Origin of the sequence: Massilia varians (assembly GCF_027923905.1) — a bacterium.
Taxonomy (GTDB): Bacteria; Pseudomonadota; Gammaproteobacteria; order Burkholderiales; family Burkholderiaceae_D; genus Telluria; species Telluria varians_B.
Map to the genome: position 1 here is coordinate 5,184,179 of NZ_AP026966.1, position 19,113 is coordinate 5,203,291.

Annotated in this window: 15 protein-coding genes and 1 tRNA gene; 10 read left to right on the plus strand and 6 right to left on the minus strand. The window is 66.0% G+C overall.

Going from position 1 to position 19,113, the window contains the following annotated elements; genetic code table 11:
* The first annotated feature begins 107 nt into the window (after positions 1 to 107).
* From hutC to MasN3_RS23420, 8 genes are all read left to right on the plus strand, one after another.
* Positions 108 to 824 (plus strand): histidine utilization repressor, encoded by a 717-nt coding sequence (gene hutC / locus MasN3_RS23385; protein WP_281910616.1) that lies wholly within the window; start codon positions 108 to 110, stop codon positions 822 to 824.
* Positions 825 to 906: 82 nt separating this feature from the next.
* A complete protein-coding gene (locus MasN3_RS23390; protein ID WP_281910617.1) occupies positions 907 to 1,323 on the plus strand; it encodes a response regulator in 417 nt (138 codons plus the stop codon).
* Positions 1,324 to 1,551: 228 nt separating this feature from the next.
* Entirely contained in the window at positions 1,552 to 1,878 is a 327-nt protein-coding gene (gene trxA / locus MasN3_RS23395) for a thioredoxin TrxA (protein ID WP_027865507.1), read from the plus strand.
* A 144-nt stretch (positions 1,879 to 2,022) separates the two neighbouring features.
* Entirely contained in the window at positions 2,023 to 3,285 is a 1,263-nt protein-coding gene (gene rho / locus MasN3_RS23400; protein ID WP_231056347.1) for a transcription termination factor Rho, read from the plus strand.
* A gap of 180 nt (positions 3,286 to 3,465) precedes the next feature.
* On the plus strand, positions 3,466 to 3,735 hold the full coding sequence (locus tag MasN3_RS23405; RefSeq protein ID WP_281910619.1) for a type B 50S ribosomal protein L31: 270 nt from the start codon (positions 3,466 to 3,468) through the stop codon (positions 3,733 to 3,735).
* A 153-nt stretch (positions 3,736 to 3,888) separates the two neighbouring features.
* Positions 3,889 to 5,610, plus strand: coding sequence for an ArnT family glycosyltransferase (locus MasN3_RS23410; protein ID WP_281910621.1), 1,722 nt, complete (start codon positions 3,889 to 3,891; stop codon positions 5,608 to 5,610).
* A gap of 249 nt (positions 5,611 to 5,859) precedes the next feature.
* The gene (locus tag MasN3_RS23415) at positions 5,860 to 6,327 is read left to right on the plus strand and encodes a hypothetical protein (RefSeq protein WP_281910622.1); all 468 of its coding nucleotides are present in this window, start codon (positions 5,860 to 5,862) and stop codon (positions 6,325 to 6,327) included.
* Positions 6,328 to 6,440: 113 nt separating this feature from the next.
* Positions 6,441 to 6,525: transfer RNA gene (locus tag MasN3_RS23420), tRNA-Leu, on the plus strand.
* Positions 6,526 to 6,638: 113 nt separating this feature from the next.
* Here the strand turns inward: MasN3_RS23420 and MasN3_RS23425 are convergent.
* A complete protein-coding gene (locus MasN3_RS23425; RefSeq protein WP_281910624.1) occupies positions 6,639 to 7,403 on the minus strand; it encodes a substrate-binding periplasmic protein in 765 nt (254 codons plus the stop codon).
* 263 nt (positions 7,404 to 7,666) lie between these two features.
* Between MasN3_RS23425 and MasN3_RS23430 the strand changes: the two genes are divergently transcribed.
* The gene (locus tag MasN3_RS23430; protein WP_281910625.1) at positions 7,667 to 10,996 is read left to right on the plus strand and encodes an MHYT domain-containing protein; all 3,330 of its coding nucleotides are present in this window, start codon (positions 7,667 to 7,669) and stop codon (positions 10,994 to 10,996) included.
* Between the two features lie 19 nt (positions 10,997 to 11,015).
* Entirely contained in the window at positions 11,016 to 12,008 is a 993-nt protein-coding gene (locus tag MasN3_RS23435) for an HD-GYP domain-containing protein (protein ID WP_281910626.1), read from the plus strand.
* A 148-nt stretch (positions 12,009 to 12,156) separates the two neighbouring features.
* Here MasN3_RS23435 and MasN3_RS23440 read toward each other — a convergent pair whose 3' ends face one another.
* From MasN3_RS23440 to MasN3_RS23460, 5 genes are all read right to left on the minus strand, one after another.
* Entirely contained in the window at positions 12,157 to 13,326 is a 1,170-nt protein-coding gene (locus MasN3_RS23440) for a glycosyltransferase family 4 protein (RefSeq protein WP_281910627.1), read from the minus strand.
* 10 nt (positions 13,327 to 13,336) lie between these two features.
* Complete coding sequence (locus MasN3_RS23445; protein WP_281910629.1) at positions 13,337 to 14,437, minus strand: glycosyltransferase family 4 protein; 1,101 nt, start codon at positions 14,435 to 14,437, stop codon at positions 13,337 to 13,339.
* Between the two features lie 35 nt (positions 14,438 to 14,472).
* Entirely contained in the window at positions 14,473 to 15,405 is a 933-nt protein-coding gene (locus MasN3_RS23450; protein WP_281910630.1) for a GDP-mannose 4,6-dehydratase, read from the minus strand.
* 13 nt (positions 15,406 to 15,418) lie between these two features.
* A complete protein-coding gene (gene gmd / locus MasN3_RS23455) occupies positions 15,419 to 16,462 on the minus strand; it encodes a GDP-mannose 4,6-dehydratase (RefSeq protein ID WP_281910631.1) in 1,044 nt (347 codons plus the stop codon).
* A gap of 283 nt (positions 16,463 to 16,745) precedes the next feature.
* On the minus strand, positions 16,746 to 19,058 hold the full coding sequence (locus MasN3_RS23460) for an NADP-dependent malic enzyme (protein WP_281910633.1): 2,313 nt from the start codon (positions 19,056 to 19,058) through the stop codon (positions 16,746 to 16,748).
* Positions 19,059 to 19,113 lie beyond the last annotated feature (55 nt).

Sequence of the window (19,113 nt, forward strand, 5' to 3'; positions counted from 1 at the left end):
GCCTAGCCGCCGGTCCGGCCCGGCGCACTCCGGGGATTGCTTTCGAATTGCAATGCTAAAATCCGGTGCCGCGGCACGTTGCCGCCCATGCCTTCCCGGAGAGTAGTTTGGAAGAACCGATCACGCAAGACAGCACCCCCATTTTCCAGCGCATCAAGGATTACCTGGTCGGCGAGATCGCCTCCGGCCGCTGGAAGGAAGGCGACCTGGTGCCCTCCGAGCAGGCGCTGGTGCGCCAGTTCGGCGTCTCGCGCATGACCGTCAACCGCGCGGTGCGCGAGCTCACCGCAGAGCAGGTGCTGACCCGGCGCCAGGGCTCCGGCACCTATGTCGCGCCGCAGAAGTACCAGGCCACCCTGGTCGAGATCCGCAACATCGCCGACGAGATCCGCGCGCGCGGCCGCGCCCACCGCAGCCACCTGCGTTTGCTGCGCGCGGAAATCGCCACCGACGAACTGGCGGCCGAATTCGAACTGGGGCCCGGCGCCACGCTCTACCATTCGATCATCGTCCACTTCGAGAACGACGTGCCGGTCCAGGTCGAAGACCGCTGGGTCAACCCGGCATGCGCGCCGCACTACCTGGACCAGGACTTCAGCGCCATCACGCCGAACGAGCACCTGATGGCGGCCGCGCCGCTGCAGGGCGCGAGCTACACCATCGAAGCCCAGCCGGCGCCGGGCGAGGTGGCGCCGATGCTGGCGATCGGCGCCGGCCAGCCCTGCCTGGTGCTGCACCGCCGCACCACCTCGGGCGGACGGGTCGCCTCGGTGGCCACGATGTGGCATCCTGGCCACTTGGCGCGCTTTACCGGCAGCGTTTGAGGCCGAAGCTGTTCAATATCTGCACGGAACTGGAAAAATTCGCCATAATGGTTCCCTTCCGAACGCCGCCTGTCCTCCTCGCATGAAGCTGCCTTTTTCGCCCGCACCGCATGCCGCACCGCGTCGCGTGCTGCTGCTCGACGACGACCGCTTCATGCTCGACGTCCTGCGCGACATGCTCGACATGGTCGACGAAACTGGCGGCAATCGCTTCGAGGTTCATGCCGAGTGCGACGCCCGCAGCGCGCTGGCAGCCCTGCCGCGCCATGCGCCCGATTTGCTGATCTGCGACCTGGCGATGCCGGAAATGGACGGCATCGAGTTCCTGCAGGCCGCGGCCGGCCAGGGATTCAGCGGCCGGGTGATCCTGGTGTCGGCCCTGGAAGACGGCGTGCGCGACGCCGCCACCGAGCTGGCGCGCGCCCTCGGGCTGCGGGTCGCCGGAGCCTTCCGCAAGCCGCTGGCGATCGAGCAGCTGCGCCTTGCGGTCCAATGTTGAGATTTTGTACAAAGCGGTCCACACTTTTTGAAAAAATGGAGTATTATTCGGCACATCCCCGCCTGACACCCCCTGCCGTCTTTCCATGTTGAATTTTGCACACAGTGCCTCCACCATTGTGTAGCTGCATAATTTATGCGATGAGCAGGTCGTGCGGGCCGGCCGGAACACGCAGCATCGGCACAGGCCGCCAGGCGTAATTTGATCCTTACCTCTTTTGAGGAACATATGAGCGAAAACATTAAACACATCACCGATGCAAACTTCGATGCCGAAGTGCTCAAATCCGAGCAACCGGTCCTGGTCGACTTCTGGGCCGAGTGGTGCGGCCCGTGCAAGATGATTGCACCGATCCTGGAAGAAGTCGCCCAGCAGTACGCTGGCAAGCTGGTGGTGGCCAAGGTCGACGTCGACGCCAACCAGGCCGTACCGGCCCAGTTCGGCATCCGCGGCATCCCGACCCTGATCCTGTTCAAGAACGGTGAAGCAGCTGCGCAGAAAGTCGGCGCGATGGCCAAGGGCCAGCTGGTTCAGTTTATCGACAGCAACATCTGATCTTGTTAACATGAGCGACGGCAGCGCGCCCGCGTTGCCGTCATTGTCGGGAAGCTGACCGGCTCCGGTGCTTCCCAGCTTACATAAACCCACGTAGTTCCCTCCCCTACCTTTACTTTCCCGTCACGGGACACCCACACAAACATGCATTTATCTGAACTGAAGGCAATGCACGTCTCCGCGCTGCTGGAGATGGCCATCGGCCTCGACATCGACAACGCAGCCCGCCTGCGCAAACAGGAACTGATGTTCGCGATCCTGAAGAAGCGCGCCAAGCAGGGCGAACAGATCTTCGGCGACGGCGCCCTCGAAGTCCTCCCGGACGGCTTCGGCTTCCTGCGCTCGCCGGACGCCAGCTACATGGCCTCGACCGACGACATCTACATCTCGCCGTCGCAGATCCGCCGGTTCAACTTGCATACGGGTGACTCGATCGAAGGCGAAGTGCGTACGCCGAAGGACGGCGAGCGCTATTTCGCGCTGGTGAAGGTGGACAAGGTCAACGGCGAATCGCCGGAAGCCTCGAAGCACCGCATCCTGTTCGAAAACCTGACCCCGCTGCACCCGCAGGTGCCGCTGCGCCTCGAGCGCGACATGAACGGCGCCGAGAACATCACCGGCCGCATCGTCGACCTGATCTCGCCGATCGGCAAGGGCCAGCGCGGCCTGCTGGTCGCCTCGCCGAAATCGGGCAAGTCGGTCATGCTGCAGCACATCGCCCACGCGATCACCGCCAACCACCCGGACGTGACCCTGATCGTGCTCCTGATCGACGAGCGTCCGGAAGAAGTGACCGAGATGCAGCGTTCGGTGCGCGGCGAAGTGGTCGCCTCGACCTTCGACGAACCGGCCACCCGCCACGTCCAGGTCGCCGAGATGGTGCTGGAAAAGGCCAAGCGCCTGGTCGAGATGAAGAAGGACGTGGTGATCCTGCTGGATTCGATCACCCGCCTGGCGCGCGCCTACAACACCGTGATCCCGGCCTCGGGCAAGGTGCTGACCGGCGGTGTCGATGCCAACGCCCTGCAGCGCCCGAAGCGCTTCTTCGGCGCGGCGCGTAACGTGGAGGAAGGCGGCTCGCTGACCATCGTCGCCACCGCCCTGATCGAGACCGGCTCGCGCATGGACGACGTCATCTACGAAGAATTCAAGGGCACCGGCAACATGGAAGTGCACCTCGAGCGCCGCCTGGCCGAAAAGCGCGTCTACCCGGCGATCAACCTGAACAAGTCGGGCACCCGCCGCGAGGAACTCCTGATCAAGCCGGACCAGCTGCAGAAAATCTGGATCCTGCGCAAGCTGCTGTACTCGATGGACGAGATCGAGGCGATGGAGTTCATCCTCGACAAGATGCGCGCTACCAAGAACAATGTCGAGTTCTTTGACATGATGCGCCGCGGCGGCTAAGCCCCGTAGCACATCGCGCGACAAGGGCGGCCCGCGGGCCGCCCTTTTTCTTGCCCGGAGCGCCGAAGCGGCTTATAATCGCCGGTTCAGTCCAACCCTGGCAAGTGATCGGCAATCGGGTCAAGAAGCAAGACGACCGACGAAGTGCTGTTTGGCTACCAATATAGAGAAAGCAAAACCATGAAGACCGATATCCATCCGGATTACCGCGAAGTCCTGTTCCACGACGTGTCCTGCGACTTCAAGTTCGTCACCCGTTCGACCATCAACACCCGCGAAACCGCTACCCACGAAGGTAAGGAATACCCGCTGGTCAAGATCGAAGTCTCGGCTGAATCGCACCCGTTCTACACCGGCAAGCACAAGATCGTCGACACCGCTGGCCGCGTCGAGAAGTTCCGCCAGAAGTTCGGTTCGGTCGGTTCGAAGACCGCAGTCGCCAACGGCTAATCTGTCCGGGCACCAGGCAAGCATCGGGTCCGCAGGGCCCGAAGTTGCCAGAAAAGAAGCCGGTATCCCCGGCTTCAAAAAGAAGCCGCCTCCCCGGCTTCTTTTTTTTTCGCGGCTATACTACGCGACTATTCTTTCCCGCTGCACTCGACAATGAAACCCGTCCGCCTTCCCGCCGCCGCCACCTTGGCACTGCCCCGCTGGGCCCTGCTCGCGCTGGGCATGCTGTACATCCTGCCGGGCCTGATCGGCCGCCACCCGTGGAAGGAAGACGCCGGCCCCTTTGGCATCATGTGGACGATGGCGCACGGCGGCATCGACGACTGGCTGTACCCGAACATCGCCGGCCTGGCAGCCGCCCACGAAGGCCCGCTGGCCTTCTGGCTCGGCGCGCTGTGCATCAAGCTGTTCGGCTGGATCCTGGGCGACGTGCTGGCCGCGCGCGTCTCCACCATCGGCATTTTCGTGACCGGCGCCATGTCGCTCTGGTACACCGCCTTCCACCTGGGCCGCCGCGCCGAAGCGCAGCCGCTGCGCCTGGCCTTCGGCGGCCAGCCCGAGCCCGACGACTACGGCCGCACCCTGGGCGACACCGCGGTGCTGATCTATCTGGGCTGCCTGGGCCTGCTGGTGCAAAGCCACCTGACCCTGGCCGCCACCCTGCAGGGCGCCCTGCTCGCCTATTTCCTGTACCGCGCGGTGCGCTACGTCGAGACCTCCTCGACCCGCAACGCGGTGCTGGTCGGCCTGGCGCTGGGCGCCCTGGCCCTCACGCGCGGCATCGTTGTGCCGGCGGTGCTGGTGCTGGCGCTGTACGCCTGCACCAGCTACCTGAAACTGGCGACGGGCAACAGCCTGCGTCACCTGGCCATCGCCGCAGGTGTCGGATTTCTTATCACCCTGGCCTGGATCGTGCCGGCAGCAACGGTCCGGCCCTACGGCCTGTCGCCGGTCGGCGAGTGGCTGGACTGGAATGCCGGCCAGCTGGCGCTGCCCAGCCTGGCCTCGCTGAAGAGCTTCTTCCGCATCGGCGTGTGGTTCTTCTGGCCGGCCTGGCCGTTCGCCCTGTGGGCGATCTGGGCCTGGCGCCGCCAGCAGCACCTGCTGCACATCGTGATGCCGGTGATGTTCTTCGTCGCCCTCGCGCTGCTGCTGCTGTGCGACCCGGAGCCGGAAAACAGCGATTTCCTCAAGATGCTGGCGCCGCTGGCGCTGATGGCCGCCTTCGGCTTGCCGACCATGAAGCGCGGTGCGATCAATGCGATCGACTGGTTCTCGGTGATGGTGCTGACCATGCTGGGCGCGCTGGTCTGGCTGTTCTGGATCGCCAAGCTCACCGGCTGGCCGGCCCAACTGGCCAAGAATGCGCTCAAGCTGGTGCCTGGATTCAAGCCGGAGGTCGGCATCATCGCCTTCCTGGTGGCGGCCGCGGCCAGCGTCGGCTGGATCATGCTGGTCCACTGGCGCCTGTCGCGCCAGCCTTCGGTGCTGTGGCGCGCGGTGGTGCTGTCCTCGGGCGGCCTGATCCTGCTGTGGGTGCTGCTGATGACCCTGTTCCTGCCGGACCTCAACTACAGCAAGAGCTACGCCGGCGTGGCCCAGCAGATCGCGGCCACCCTGCCGCACGACGCGGACTGCATCGAAACCAATGTGAACCCGGCCCAGCGCGCCTCCCTGGCCTATTTCGGCCGCCTGCCCTTCACCACGCTGGCGGGCGGCGGTTGCCGCTACGTCCTGATCCAGGACAGCCTGCGCAACCGCGACGACGCCAAGCTGTCGCGCCGCTACGGCCTGCGCGGCAGCACCGTGCTGTGGGAAGGCCGGCGCGCCTCCGACCGCGACGAACGCTTCCGGCTGTTCCAGCGCAGCCGCTGAGTTCCCCCTCGCCTTGCCTTGACGACAGGCCGCCGACACCTTTGCCGACGGCCTTTTTTGCTTCTGGCACGATTCCTGCATCTTTTTCACCGGTGCGCGGTACACCAGCCTGATGTGAGAACCTATGTATGCAAGATGGCGCGCTTGAGCGGAGTCAACTGCCCTGTAAGTTAGACCGGCACAATAAAACAGGTCGTTTTTTGTTGCCATGCGGGCGCAACCGATCGAGCAGCGCTGCGAGGAGATATGATGAAAAGCGTTACCTTTTCGGAAATTGTTCGTATTCGCGAGCGGCCTTTCTTCCTGCGGCGTCCCGCTACCTGGCGGCAGCTGTTCCCGTGGGCCCTCACCATGGCCGTCGGCCTGCCGCTGCTGATGCTGACGCTGCACCTCATCGACCCGGAAACCCCGCTGCCCTTCATCGTGCTGCCCGCCCTGGTCGGCGGGCTGCTGCCGGTTGCCATGATGGGTCCGGGCAGCTTCGAGATGCGCACCTGCTTCGACTCCCACCACATGCTCAGCACCCTCGACGAAGCGCTGGTGTCGCTGGGCTACCGGCGCACCAGGTCCGACGCCGACCGCATCAGCTACTTCCGCCCGCTGCCCTGGCTGCGCGGCCGCGAGGGCTCGATCGAAGTGGCGGTGCAGCTGCACACGCTGCAGGTGGTCGGCCCGGTGGGCAGCCTGCGCCTGCTGCAGCAGCGCATTGCCTGCTGAGCATGCAGGCGGCACGGGCCTTCACGGCCCGTCACCGGCGTCTTCGACGCAATACTTTTGCCGGTGCTGGTCATCCGTGCAATCGATGTGCTAAGATGCGCGCCTGCTATTGGGCCTCTGTGGCGGAATTGGTAGACGCACTTGACTCAAAATCAAGCGCCGAAAGGCGTGCCGGTTCGATTCCGGCCGGAGGCACCACCCACCAGCATGGCAGTGACATCAAGCTGCCCTCCCGATTGATCTCGACATTTCCGTCGAAATAATTTACACCTCGATCATCGCTAGCGCTGGCCAGTCCGCGCGCGCGAACATCACGGCTGCCTGCGCGGCCCACCCCAGTTCTCATAACGACGCTCGATGCGCCGCGCCGTGCCGTCGCGCTCCATGGCGGCAAAGGCCGCGTTCAGCCGTGCCACGACGGCATCGGGCACTCCCGGATTGCAGGCCAAATAGACCTCGATCCGGTTGAACACCAGCAGCGGCACGATTTTCTTGTCGTAGCCGTAGCGGGTCAGGATGGTGGTGCCGGTGCGCAGGCTGGCGGCCCACAGGTCGATGCGGTCGAGCAGCAGCTTGCCGGCGTTGGCGAGATCCTCGTGGGCGGCGTCGACACGAAAGCCACGTGCGCGCAGGTAGGCGTCGCGGGCGTCGCCGTTGTAGGTGCCGATGCGCAGGCCGCGCGCATCCTCGAGGCTGCGTAGCAGCAGCTTGCGGTCGGCGCGCGCCAGCATCACCCACTCGGCCACTGCCGTCGGCCCGACCCATTTGAACAAGCCTTCCCGCTCCGGCGTACGCGAGGTCGAGTACACGCAGGCATCCGGGCGCTGCTGCGCGGACAGGTAGGCGCGCTTCCAGGGCAGCAGCTCGATGCTGTAGTCGACGCCGGCGCGCTGCATGGCTTCGCGCACCTTGTCGGTGGCCATGCCGGTCACGCGCGTGCCTTCCAGCATGCTCGACGGAGCCGAGGTTTCGGTCGTGATGAGGAGCCGCGGCCTGGCGGCGGGCGCCGTCGCCTCGGCTGCGCCGACGGCAGCGCTGGCGACGGCGAATGCGACTGCGAGAATTCGAGTAAGCAAGGTTCTTTCCTGGCTGGATCGCCTGCGTTGGCGCTAGCCAGACGCGCTTCGTGTTGATTTACTAACGCAGAGTAGCACTACAAAGATTTTCTCCGCAATGCATGTCGTTACAGCGGCCGGCGGGGGTGGCGCCTGCGCGACAAAAACACGGGTCAAGCCCGCATGATTCCTGCCTTCAACGAGACTTTCCTTTGTGAAAATGAGATACTGCTGAGACCTTTCCCGGGCGCTTTTCACTGCCCAATCACCGCAAAAGCCGCCCCATGCTGCAATTATTTTCGGTTCCGGACGATCCGTCGCTGCTCACCTTTGGCGTCCATGAGCCGCGCCTTGTCCTGCTGTCGGTCCTGATCGCCATTTTCTCATCCTGGATGGGCTTGCAGATCGCGGGCCAGGCGGCCGCCAGCCGCAGCCATCGCGCGCTGGTGCTCGGCAGCGGCAGCCTCGCCCTCGGCGCCGGCGTCTGGGCCATGCACTTCATCGGCATGCTGGCGTTTAAGCTGTGCACGCCGATCACCTATGACCCCTTGACCACCATCCTGTCGGCGCTGCCCAGCATCGGCGCCTCGGCGGTGGCGCTGTCGCTGATCTCGCGCCAGCGCCTCGGCGCAGTCGGCCTGCTGGTCGGCGGCGTGCTGGTCGGGGCCGGCATCGGCGCCATGCATTATTCCGGCATGGCCGGCATGCAGATGGGCCTGCAACTGCGCTACGACCCGGCCATGTTCGCCCTGTCGATCGTGGTGGCCGTGGTGTTGGCCACGCTGGCGCTGGGCGTGCGCTTCGGCTTGAAGCGCTTCCGCTCGCTGAGCGAATCGCGCCGCCTGCTGCTGGCCGCCATCGTGATGGGCTGCGCCATCGCCGGCATGCACTACACCGGCATGGCCGCCGCGCGCTTCGTCGGCCAGGTCGAGCCGGGCGGCGCCAGCTCCTCGAACAGCGAATTCCTGGCCCTGGCCATCTCGCTTATCACCATGGTCTTCACCGGCCTGGTGGTCGCGGCCAACGGCCTGCTACGCTACCGCCTGATGTTCCTCGAACTGCGCCGCAGCGAAGCCTGGATGCGCGCCCTGCTCACCACCACGGTGGACGGCGTGATCACCATCGCGCGCGACGGCACCATCACCGAATTCAACGCCTCGGCCGAGCGCATCTTCGGCTGGCAACGCGAGGAGATCGTCGGCCGCAGCGCCAGCCTGCTGGTCGCGGACGACGACGCGGCCACGCATGACGGCCTGCTGGGCCTGATCACCGACGGCTACACCCCGGCGATGTCGGGCAGCAGCGAAATCATGGGCAAGCGCAAGGACGGCAGCCTGGTGCCGATCCGCCGCGCCATCGGCCATGCGCGACTGGACAAGCAGGACCTGTTCGTCTGCTTCATCACCGACATCAGCGAGCGCCGCGCCATCATGCAGGCGCTGCATGCCAGCGAAGCGCAGTTCCGCTCGTTGATCGCCAACATCCCCGGCATTTCCTTCCGCTGCACGCTGGACGGCCAGTGGCCGATGGTCTTCATCAGCGACGCGGTCGAACGCGTCACCGGCTATCCGGCCGCCGACTTCCTGGGCGACCAGCCGCGCCGCCTGTTCGGCACCCTGATCCATGCGACCGACCGCGTGCGCGTGAACGAAGAACTGGAAGCCGCGCTGCGCGAAGAGCGGCCCTACCTGGTCGAATACCGCCTGCTGCACAAGGACGGCAGCGTGCGCTGGCTGTGGGAAAACGGCAGCGGCGTGCGCGACGACGAGGGCACGGTCACCTGGCTCGACGGGGTCATCCTCGACATCACCGAGCGCCGCCAGATGGAAGACGCGCTGCGCGATGCCAAGGACAAGGCCGAGCAGGCCGCCGCCGCGCGCGCCACCTTCGTCGCCAACATGAGCCACGAGATCCGCACGCCGATGAATTCGATCCTCGGCTTCACCGACGTGCTGCTCGACGGTGAGCTGAATAAGGAACAGCGGCGCCACCTGGACACCATCCGCAGCGCCGGCCGCGCGCTGCTGCGCCTGCTCAACGAGATCCTCGACACCGCCAAGCTGGAAAAGGGCGCGGTGGAGCTGGAGCAGAACGACTACAACCTGCTGTCCCTGATCGACGAGCTGTCGTCCACGCTGGCTGCGAATGCGCGCGCCAAGGGCCTGCACCTCGACATCCACTACGATCCGGCGCTGCCGACCGGCCTGCGCGGCGACGAGCTGCGGGTGCGCCAGGTGCTCACCAACCTGCTCGACAACGCGATCAAGTTCACCGAGAAAGGCACCGTGACCCTGCGCGTGCGTGCCGAGGGCGACCAGCTGTGCATCATCGTCAGCGACACCGGCATCGGCATCGCCCCGGAACGCCTGCAGGCGATCTTCGATCCCTTCACCCAGGCCGACGCCTCGATGACGCGCCGCTTCGGCGGCACCGGCCTGGGCACCACCATCAGCAAGCAGCTGGTCGAGCTGATGGGCGGGAAGATCTGGGCCGAGAGCGAACTCGGCAAGGGCACCAGCTTCCACGTGCATCTGCCGCTGGTGCTGGCGCGCTTCGCGCAGCAGGCGCCGCGCGTGCGCAGCGCCGCGGTGCTGCCGCCGCTGCGCGTGCTGGCTGCCGACGACGTACCGCAGAACCTGGAGCTGCTGCAGCTCCTGATGGCGCGCCGCGGCCACACGCTCACCGCCGTGGCCGATGGCGCCGCCGTGCTGGAGCAGGCCAAGGAGGGCGACTTCGACCTGGTGCTGATGGACTTCCAGATGCCGACCCTCGACGGCCTGTCCGCCACGCGCGCGATCCGCGCCCATGAGGCGGCCACCGGCAAACGCCGTACGCCGGTGATCGCGATGACCGCCAGCGTGCTGGCAGAACACCGCCGCGCCAGCGTCGAAGTGGGCATGGACGGCTTCGCCACCAAGCCGGTCGACTGGTTCACGCTGTCGCACGAGATCGCGCGCGTGCTCGGCCTCGACCAGCAGCAGGCCCAGGCAGACCGGGACGCGCTTGCGCTGCCCGCCGCGGCGCGCGAGGTGCTGAACCGCCGCGCCGGCCTGCACCGCTGGGCCGACAAGGCCGACGTGTATGCCGAGGCGCTCGATCACTTCGGCCGCCAGTACGCCGACCTGGCCACCACGCTGAAGATGCACGCGGCCGGCGGCTCGCACCAGCAGCTGCGCATGCTGGCGCACAAGGTGCGCGGCGTTGCCGCCAATGTCGGCCTGGAACAGCTGTCCGACGCACTGACCAGGCTCGAGCAGGCCACCAACACCGTCCCGACCGACGAGCGCGAGGCCGCCCAGGCGCTGGACACCGCCACCGCCGCCCTGGGCGACGCGCTGGCCGCGATCCGCGCCGGCAGCCCCCAGCCGACCGTCGCGCCCGAGGCGGCGCCCTATGACCTGGCGCGCGCGCGCCGCGCCGGCGGCGTGCTGCTGCAGGCGCTGCGCCGCGGCGCCCTCGACGATGCCGCCCTGTCGGGGCTGGCGGCGGCGCTGGCCGGCCACCCGGTGGCGCCGCGCGTGGCCCAGATCCAGAGCGCGATCGGCGATTTCGAATTCGACTCCGCCCTGGAACAGCTGGAGGCCGTGATGGCCACGCTGGGCGAACAGGAATAGTTTTTCAGGATTGACCAGCATGACCCAACCCAACAACCGGCCGCTGATCCTCGCGGTCGACGACGAAGCCAGCAACCTGCAGCTGCTGCGCCAGATCCTGCAGGACCACTACCGCCTGCTGTTCGCCAAGGACGGCGCGCGCGCGCTCGAACTGGCGCGCCAGGAACTTCCCGACCTGGTGCTGCTGGACGTGATGATGCCGGGGATGTCCGGCTACGAGGTGTGCGCCGCGCTCAAGGCACACCCGGAGACCGCGGCGCTTCCCGTGATCTTCGTCACCGCGCTCACCGACACCGCCGACGAGCTGGAAGGCTTCGAGGCCGGCGCGGTCGACTACATCACCAAGCCGGTGAGCCCGCCGATCGTGCGTGCGCGCGTGCGCACCCACCTGTCGCTGGTACGCATGGAAGAGCTGCGGGCGACGCGCCTGGAGATCGTCCAGCGCCTCGGCCTGGCCGCCGAATACAAGGACAACGAGACCGGGCTGCACGTGATCCGCATGAGCCACTTCTCGCGCATCCTCGGCATCGCGGCGGGCTTGAGCGAGGTGGAAGCGGACGACCTGCTGCACGCCGCGCCGATGCACGACGTCGGCAAGATCGGCATCCCCGACCGCATCCTGCAGAAACCCGGGCCGCTCGATCCGGACGAATGGAAGATCATGCAGAGCCACGTGACGATCGGCGCCGAGATCATCGGCGAGCACGACGGTGGCATGCTGGCGCTGGCCGCGCAGATCGCGCTGACCCACCACGAGAAGTACGACGGTAGCGGCTACCCGCACGGGCTGCGCGGCGAGGACATCCCGCTGGTCGGACGCATCGTGGCGATCGCCGACGTGTTCGACGCGCTGACCTCGAAACGGCCCTACAAGCGGGCCTGGACCGAGCAGGAAGCGCTGGACTTCCTGCGCGAGCAGAAGGGGCGCCATTTCGACCCGGCGCTGGTGGACCTGTTCATCGAGCAGATGCCGGCGGTGCGGGCGGTGCAGGAGCGCTGGGCGGAAGCCTAAGCGTTATCGCTAATGCTGGTACTGATCGGACGTCGTAGGGTGGACGGCTTCGCCGTCCGCGCGTTCAGCCACCGGTTGAAATGACGTCACGTTTGCTCACCCACTGTTTGAACGCGCGGTCGGCACAGCCGACCACCCTACGAAAACCTCAACGCGTCGGCGGCACGCCGGCCAGCCCGACGCTGCCGCGCGCGTTCGCGGTGGCCTTGCGCGCCACCAGTTCCTTGTACAGGTCGGTGTAGTTGGCCGCCATCTGCTCCGACGTGAACAGCTCGTGGTAGCGCTGTTCGGCGCGCACGCCCATGCGGCGCGCCATCTCCGCGTCGTTCCACAGCGCCTGCAGCGCGCGGCGCAGCGCCGCGGCATCGGAAGGCGGCACCACCAGCCCGGTCTCGCCATGCTGGTTGATGTAGGTGGTGCCGCTGCCGATCTCGCAGGAGATCATCGGCTTGCCGTACATCGCCGCTTCGAGCAGCGAGATGCCGAAGGACTCGGCCCGCAGGTGCGAGGGGAAAGCCATCGCATAGCACAGGCCCAGGAGCGCCGCCTTGTCGGCGTCGTCGACTCCCCCGGTGAACATCACGTGCCTCAGGCCGAGACGCGCCGCCTGCTCGCGCAATGCCTGTTCTTCCGGCCCCGAGCCGACGATCACGATCGGATAATCCAGCCCCTGCGCCGCCTCCAGCAGGACGTGCAGGCCCTTGTAATAACGCAGCACGCCGACGAACAGGAAGAATTTCGGGCCGACCTTGGCGCGCCAGTGCGCCAGGCGGCACGGGTCGACCTGCGGATAGGTGGACTTGTCCAGGCCGTAGGTGATGACGCGGGTCTTGTCGCGGTAGCGCTGCAGCACGTTCGACGAGGCCAGGTAGTTGGGCGAGGCCGCAACGACGGTGTCGACGCTGTCGAAGAAGCGGTGCTTGAGCGGCTGGTACAGGCGCAGCCAGTGCTTCTGGCGCACGATGTCGGCGTGGTAGCTGACCACGGTCGGCTTGTTCACGCGCGCCATGAAGTGCGCCAGGTCCATGAAGGGCCACGGGAAGTGGTAGTGGACCACGTCGGCCTCGCGCGCCATGCGCGACAGCGCGCCGATCGCCTGCAGCGAACAGGCGTTCGAGGCGATCTCGAAATTCTGCGGCACGCGGTGCACGACGTGGCCGTCGAACTGGATCGGGGCCAGGTTCTTCTGGCGCGACAGCGACAGCACGGTGTTGGTCACGCCCAGGCGCGACGTGCCGACGCACAGCTGGCGGATCACCTGTTCGATGCCGCCGACCGAGTCCGGGAAGTACGTCTTGTAGAAATGAAGGACACGCATGTTTGGAAGCTTACTGCGAAAGTAGCGCACGGTACACCTCGGCGGTCTGCCGTGCGGTAGCGTGCCAGGTAAGTTGTTCGGCCCGCTGGCGGCCGGCGGCGATGCAGCGCGCGCGCTCGCGGGCGTCGCTGGCGAGGGTCTGCAGCGCGCTGGCCAGCAGGCCGGTGTCGAGCGGATCGACCTCGAGCGCGGCGCCTTGCGTCACTTCGGGCAGCGAGCTGGCGTTCGAGGCCACCACCGGCACGCGCGAGGCGAAGGCCTCGACCACCGGGATGCCGAAGCCCTCGTACAGCGAAGGAAAGGCAAACACACCCGCGCCCGCATACAGGTGGCGCAGCTGCTGCGCGTCGGTGAGCTTGTCGAGCCAGACCACGTTCTCGCCATCGGCCCGCGCCGTCTCGAGCTGGGCGACCAGCGCTTCGCAGCGCCAGCCGCGCGCGCCGACCACCACCAGGGCGCGCTCGTCGCGCAGTGCCTTCGGCAAGCTCAGCCAGGCATCGAGCAGGCGGCCGACGTTCTTGCGCGGTTGCAGTGTGCCGACAGTAAGGAAATAGCCAGCGCGCAGTTTGTATTGCGCGAGCGTGGCGGCCATCGCCGCTTCGTCGGGCGCCTCGAGCCATTCCTCGTCCACGCCGCAGTAGACGACCGAGACCCGGTTCGGGTCCACGCCGAAGCAGTCGACCAGTTCGTCGATGGCGAAGTGCGACAGCGCGATAACGTGGTCGGCCTTGGCGGCGGCCTTGCGCTGCAGCCAGTTCTTGACACTGCGCAGGCGCGGGTTGCACCACTCGGGGTATTTGATCGGCAGGGCGTCGTGCAGGGTCGCCACCACCGGGCAGTCCATGCGCACGATGCGGTAATCGGTCACGTGGAACAGGTCGGCCGGCATGTGGACACGGTGCGCGGCAGGGGTGGCGAGGTCGACCAGCGAGGCCGCTTCGAAGGATTGCGGCATGGGCTGGCCGATGCTGATGTCCTGCCCCTTGGAGCGGACACGCGGCCAGGAGTACGGCACGACGGTACAGCCGGTACGCGGCAGGTGCCGCATCAGTGCGCGGGTGTAGACGCCGATGCCGTCGAGGCGGCCGCCGGTCAGGCCCGGTTCGATCATGGTCGTTCCGAGCCCGACGGTGAGACCGCCGACCCTCACGCCAGGTACATCCAGCGCAGCGTCTCGGACAGCGGCGTCGGGTCGAGTTGGCCGATGACGGCGGTGAGCTTGCTGTTGCTGCCCGACAGCGTGAGCACGTCGTTGGCGCGCACGAATGCCGGGTTGACGTGCACGTCGATGTGGTAGCCGGCGATCTCGCTCATCATGTCGATCAGGTTGGCCAGCGAGTGCGAGCTGCCGGAGCAGACATTGAAGGCTTCGCCGGCGGGCGCCACGGCCAGCAGGCGGCGGTAGGCGCGCGCCACCATGCGCACGTCGGAGAAGTCGCGCGCGATCGCCAGGTTGCCCAGCTCGATGCGCTTCTCGTTGCGGCGGAAGTGGGACACGATCTTCGGCAGCAGGAAGTTGTCGGTCTGGCCCACGCCGGTATAGTTGAACGGGCGCGCGATGGTGATCGGCAGCTTGTCCATCCACAGGCGCGCCATGTACTCCATGGCCAGCTTGCTGACGGCGTAGTCGTTGGCCGGGCTTGGGGTCACGTTCTCGTCGATGACGGGCACGCTGGCATTGCCGTAGATGTTGGCCGAGGAGGCCAGCAGCACGCTGGTGGGGCGGTGCTTGCCGGCCGCCAGCGCTTCGAGCAGGTTGCGCGTGCCGACCACGTTGACCCGGTAGATCAGTTCAGCGTCGGAATGGGCCACGAAGGCGATGCCGGCCAGGTGGGCCACGACGTCGGGCTGGACCTCGTCGACCATGCGCGCCACGGCGTCGCGGTCGCACAGGTCGACCGCGACGATATCCGGACCGAGCTCTTCGCCGGGCATGACGGTGCCGTAGACACGGTAGCCGGCAGCCGTGAGCTCCTGCGCCATGTAGTAGCCGGTGAAACCGCGCAGGCCCGTGATGAGCGCGCGGCGTCCCTCGCCTTCCCTCCCGCCGATGAAGGCCGGGATGTCGTCCGTGGCCATGCGTTCCATGATCTTAGAACGAGAACCCGATTTCGTTGCGACGCAGGTCGGCGTCGACCATCATCTGGCACAGTTCTTCGAGCGTGGTCTTCGGCTCCCAGCCGAGCACGCGCTTGGCCTTGGCCGGATTGCCGATCAGGAGGTCGACTTCGGCCGGGCGGTAGAACTTCGGCGATACGCGCACCAGCGTCTTGCCGGTACGGGCGCAGCGGCCGGTTTCGTCCTCGCCTTCGCCGGAAAACTCGATGTCGACGTTGGCGCCCTTGAAGGCCATGGTGACGAAGTCGCGCACGGTCTCGGTGCGGTTGGTGGCCAGCACGAAGGTGTCGGGCTCGTCGGCCTGCAGGATGCGCCACATGCCTTCGGCGTATTCCTTGGCGTAGCCCCAGTCGCGCTTGGCGTCGAGGTTGCCCAGTTCGAGCACGTCGAGTTTGTTCAGGACGATCTTGGCGACCGAGTCGGTGATCTTGCGGGTGACGAATTCACGGCCGCGCAGCGGCGACTCGTGGTTGAACAGGATGCCCGAGGAACCGTAGATGCCATAGGACTCGCGGTAGTTGACGGTCATCCAGTGGGCGTACAGCTTGGCCACGCCGTAGGGGCTGCGCGGATAGAACGGCGTCTCTTCGACCTGCGGAATGGACTGCACCTTGCCGAACATCTCGGACGTGGAAGCCTGGTAGAAGCGGATCTTCGGATTGACGATGCGGATCGCTTCCAGCAGGTGGACCGCGCCCAGGCCCGTGATCGAGGCGGTGGTGACCGGCTGCTCGAAGGACACGCCGACGAAACTCTGCGCCGCCAGGTTGTAGACCTCGTCGGGCCGGCTGCTTTCGACCAGGCGGATGCTCGAGGACAGGTCGGTCAGGTCGTATTCGACCAGCGCCAGGTTCGGATGCTTGTCGATGCCGAGCTCTTCGATGCGCCAGAAGTTGACCGAACTGGAGCGCCGGAAGGTGCCGGTCACGTGATAACCCTTCTCCAGGAGAATCTGCGCTAAGTAGGCGCCATCCTGGCCGGTAATACCAGTGATCAGGGCTCTTTTCGTTGTTTGCATGTTCTTGGGTTCTTGAAGATGGTCTTGCAGGCGGCCAGACTCAGGAAAGCCGGGATTGTATCAGAGAGGTGGTGTTGTCTAGCTTTGCACAATAGAAACTGGTGCAATAAATACAACACTTATCTCGACATTATGCCCCGAAAAGGGTGTCATGCGGCGCCCGCTTACGGATTGTTACCGTTGTATTTGTGCGAAGACAAATAGTGAAATTCCGAGACAAAAACGCCTGACGCAGCTCAAGGTGCTGCGCCAGGCGTACGTTCTATTGCGTGTCAGTACTTACTTACCGTTGCGACACTGCATCCACCACGCACAGGGCTGTCATGTTGACGATGCGGCGCACCGTCGACGATGGCGTCAGGATGTGCACCGGACGCGCGCAGCCCAGCAGGACCGGGCCGATCGCGATGCCGTTGCCGGCGGCGCTCTTGACCAGGTTGTAGGAGATGTTGGCGGCGTCGATGTTCGGCATCACCAGCAGGTTGGCGTCGCCGGTCAGGGCCGAATTCGGCATGATCTTGGCGCGCACCTTGGCTTCGATCGCGGTGTCGCCGTGCATCTCGCCGTCGATTTCCAGGTTCGGCTTGGCCGCCTGGACCAGCGGCAGGACGGCGCGCATCTTCTGCGCCGAGGCGCTGTTGGCGGTGCCGAAGTTCGAGTGCGACAGCAGGGCCGCGCGCGGCTGCATGCCGAAGCGTTCCATCTCCTCGGCCGCCATGACGGTGATCTCGGCCAGTTCCTCGGCATCCGGGTTCTCGTTGACGTGGGTGTCGACGATGGCCAGTTGGCGGTCCGGGGTGATCAGGAAGTTCATCGCCGCGTACACCTTGCTGCCGGCGCGCTTGCCCAGCACCTGGTCGATGTAGTGCAGGTGCATCCAGGTGGTGCCGTAGGTGCCGCAGATCAGGCCGTCCGCGTCGCCCTTGTGGACCATCATGGCGCCGATCAGGGTGTGGCGGCGGCGCATCTCGATCTTGGCCAGGTCGACGGTCACGCCCTTGCGCTTGGCCATCTCGTAGTAGGTCTGCCAGTAGTCGCGGTAGCGCTCGTCGTAGTCCGGATTGATCACGTCGACGTTCTGGCCGAGCTTCAGGCGCAGGCCGAACTTCTCGATGCGCTTTTCCAGCACCGCCGGGCGGCCGACCAGGATCGGGCGCGCCAGCTTCTCGTCGACCACCACCTGCACCGCGCGCAGCACGCGCTCGTCCTCGCCCTCGGCGTAGACGATGCGCTTGGCTTCGAGCGGCGCGGCCTTGGCCACCGAGAACAGCGGCTTCATGAAGGTGCCGCTGCGGTACACGAACTGCTGCAGGCTCTCGGCGTAGGCGGCCAGGTCCTCGATCGGACGGGTGGCGACGCCGCCGTCCTGGGCCGCCTTGGCCACCGCCGGGGCGATGTGGGTCAGCAGGCGCGGATCGAAAGGCATCGGAATCAAGTATTCCGGACCGAAGGACAGGTTGGCGATGCCGTAGGCCGAGGCCACGATGTCCGACTGCTCGGCGTGGGCCAGGTCGGCGATCGCATGCACCACCGCGATTTCCATGTCGCGGGTGATGGTGGTCGCGCCGCAGTCCAGCGCGCCGCGGAACATGTAGGGGAAGCACAGGACGTTGTTGACCTGGTTCGGGTAGTCCGAACGGCCGGTGGCGATGATGGCGTCGCTGCGCACCGCCTTGACGTCTTCCGGCAGGATTTCCGGGTTCGGGTTGGCCAGCGCCAGGATCATCGGATTGGGCGCCATCTGCGCGACCATGTCCTGCTTCAGCACGCCGCCTGCCGACAGGCCCAGGAAGATGTCGGCGCCCGGGATCACATCAGCCAGCGAGCGGTGCGGGGTATCCTGGGCGAAGCGCGCCTTGTCCTCGTCCATCAGCTCGGTGCGGCCCTTGTAGACCACGCCGGCCAGGTCGGTGACGAAGATGTTCTCGAGCGGGAAGCCGAGGTCGACGATCAGGTCGAGGCAGGCCAGCGCGGCCGCGCCGGCGCCGGAGACCACCAGCTTGCAGTTCTTGATGTCCTTGCCGACCACCTTCAGGCCGTTCAGGATGGCGGCGCCGACGATGATGGCGGTGCCGTGCTGGTCATCGTGGAAGACCGGGATCTTCATGCGCTCGCGGAGTTTGCGCTCGATGTAGAAGCACTCCGGCGCCTTGATGTCTTCCAGGTTGATGCCCCCAAAAGTAGGTTCGAGCGACGCGATGATGTCGACCAGCTTGTCCGGGTCGTTCTCGTTGATCTCGATGTCGAACACATCGATCGCGGCGAACTTCTTGAACAGCACGCCCTTGCCTTCCATGACCGGCTTGGAGGCCAGCGGGCCGATATTGCCCAGGCCAAGCACGGCGGTGCCGTTCGAGATCACGGCCACCAGGTTGCCGCGCGCCGTGTACTTGTACGAGTTGGCCGGATCCTTGACGATCTCTTCGCAAGGCGCGGCGACGCCCGGCGAGTAGGCCAGCGCCAGGTCGCGCTGGTTCAGCAGGCCCTTGGTTGGGGTGACGCTGATCTTGCCGGGGCGGGGAATCTGGTGATATTCGAGCGCTGCGGCGCGCAGCTGTTGACGCAATTCTTCTTTCTTGTCCGATGACGAGTCCATGCCGGGCAGCCTTCCTGAAACTAGAGGGGAACCTCCAATTTTATCAGACCAACAG

Coding starts and splice junctions, on each gene's coding strand:
- MasN3_RS23460 (WP_281910633.1), bottom strand. CDS start 19,058: ATGGACTCGTCATCGGACAAGAAAGAAGAATTGCGTCAACAGCTGCGC.
- gmd (WP_281910631.1), bottom strand. CDS start 16,462: ATGCAAACAACGAAAAGAGCCCTGATCACTGGTATTACCGGCCAGGAT.
- MasN3_RS23405 (WP_281910619.1), top strand. CDS start 3,466: ATGAAGACCGATATCCATCCGGATTACCGCGAAGTCCTGTTCCACGAC.
- MasN3_RS23435 (WP_281910626.1), top strand. CDS start 11,016: ATGACCCAACCCAACAACCGGCCGCTGATCCTCGCGGTCGACGACGAA.
- trxA (WP_027865507.1), top strand. CDS start 1,552: ATGAGCGAAAACATTAAACACATCACCGATGCAAACTTCGATGCCGAA.
- rho (WP_231056347.1), top strand. CDS start 2,023: ATGCATTTATCTGAACTGAAGGCAATGCACGTCTCCGCGCTGCTGGAG.
- MasN3_RS23390 (WP_281910617.1), top strand. CDS start 907: ATGAAGCTGCCTTTTTCGCCCGCACCGCATGCCGCACCGCGTCGCGTG.
- MasN3_RS23415 (WP_281910622.1), top strand. CDS start 5,860: ATGAAAAGCGTTACCTTTTCGGAAATTGTTCGTATTCGCGAGCGGCCT.
- MasN3_RS23430 (WP_281910625.1), top strand. CDS start 7,667: ATGCTGCAATTATTTTCGGTTCCGGACGATCCGTCGCTGCTCACCTTT.
- MasN3_RS23445 (WP_281910629.1), bottom strand. CDS start 14,437: ATGATCGAACCGGGCCTGACCGGCGGCCGCCTCGACGGCATCGGCGTC.
- MasN3_RS23440 (WP_281910627.1), bottom strand. CDS start 13,326: ATGCGTGTCCTTCATTTCTACAAGACGTACTTCCCGGACTCGGTCGGC.
- MasN3_RS23410 (WP_281910621.1), top strand. CDS start 3,889: ATGAAACCCGTCCGCCTTCCCGCCGCCGCCACCTTGGCACTGCCCCGC.
- MasN3_RS23450 (WP_281910630.1), bottom strand. CDS start 15,405: ATGGCCACGGACGACATCCCGGCCTTCATCGGCGGGAGGGAAGGCGAG.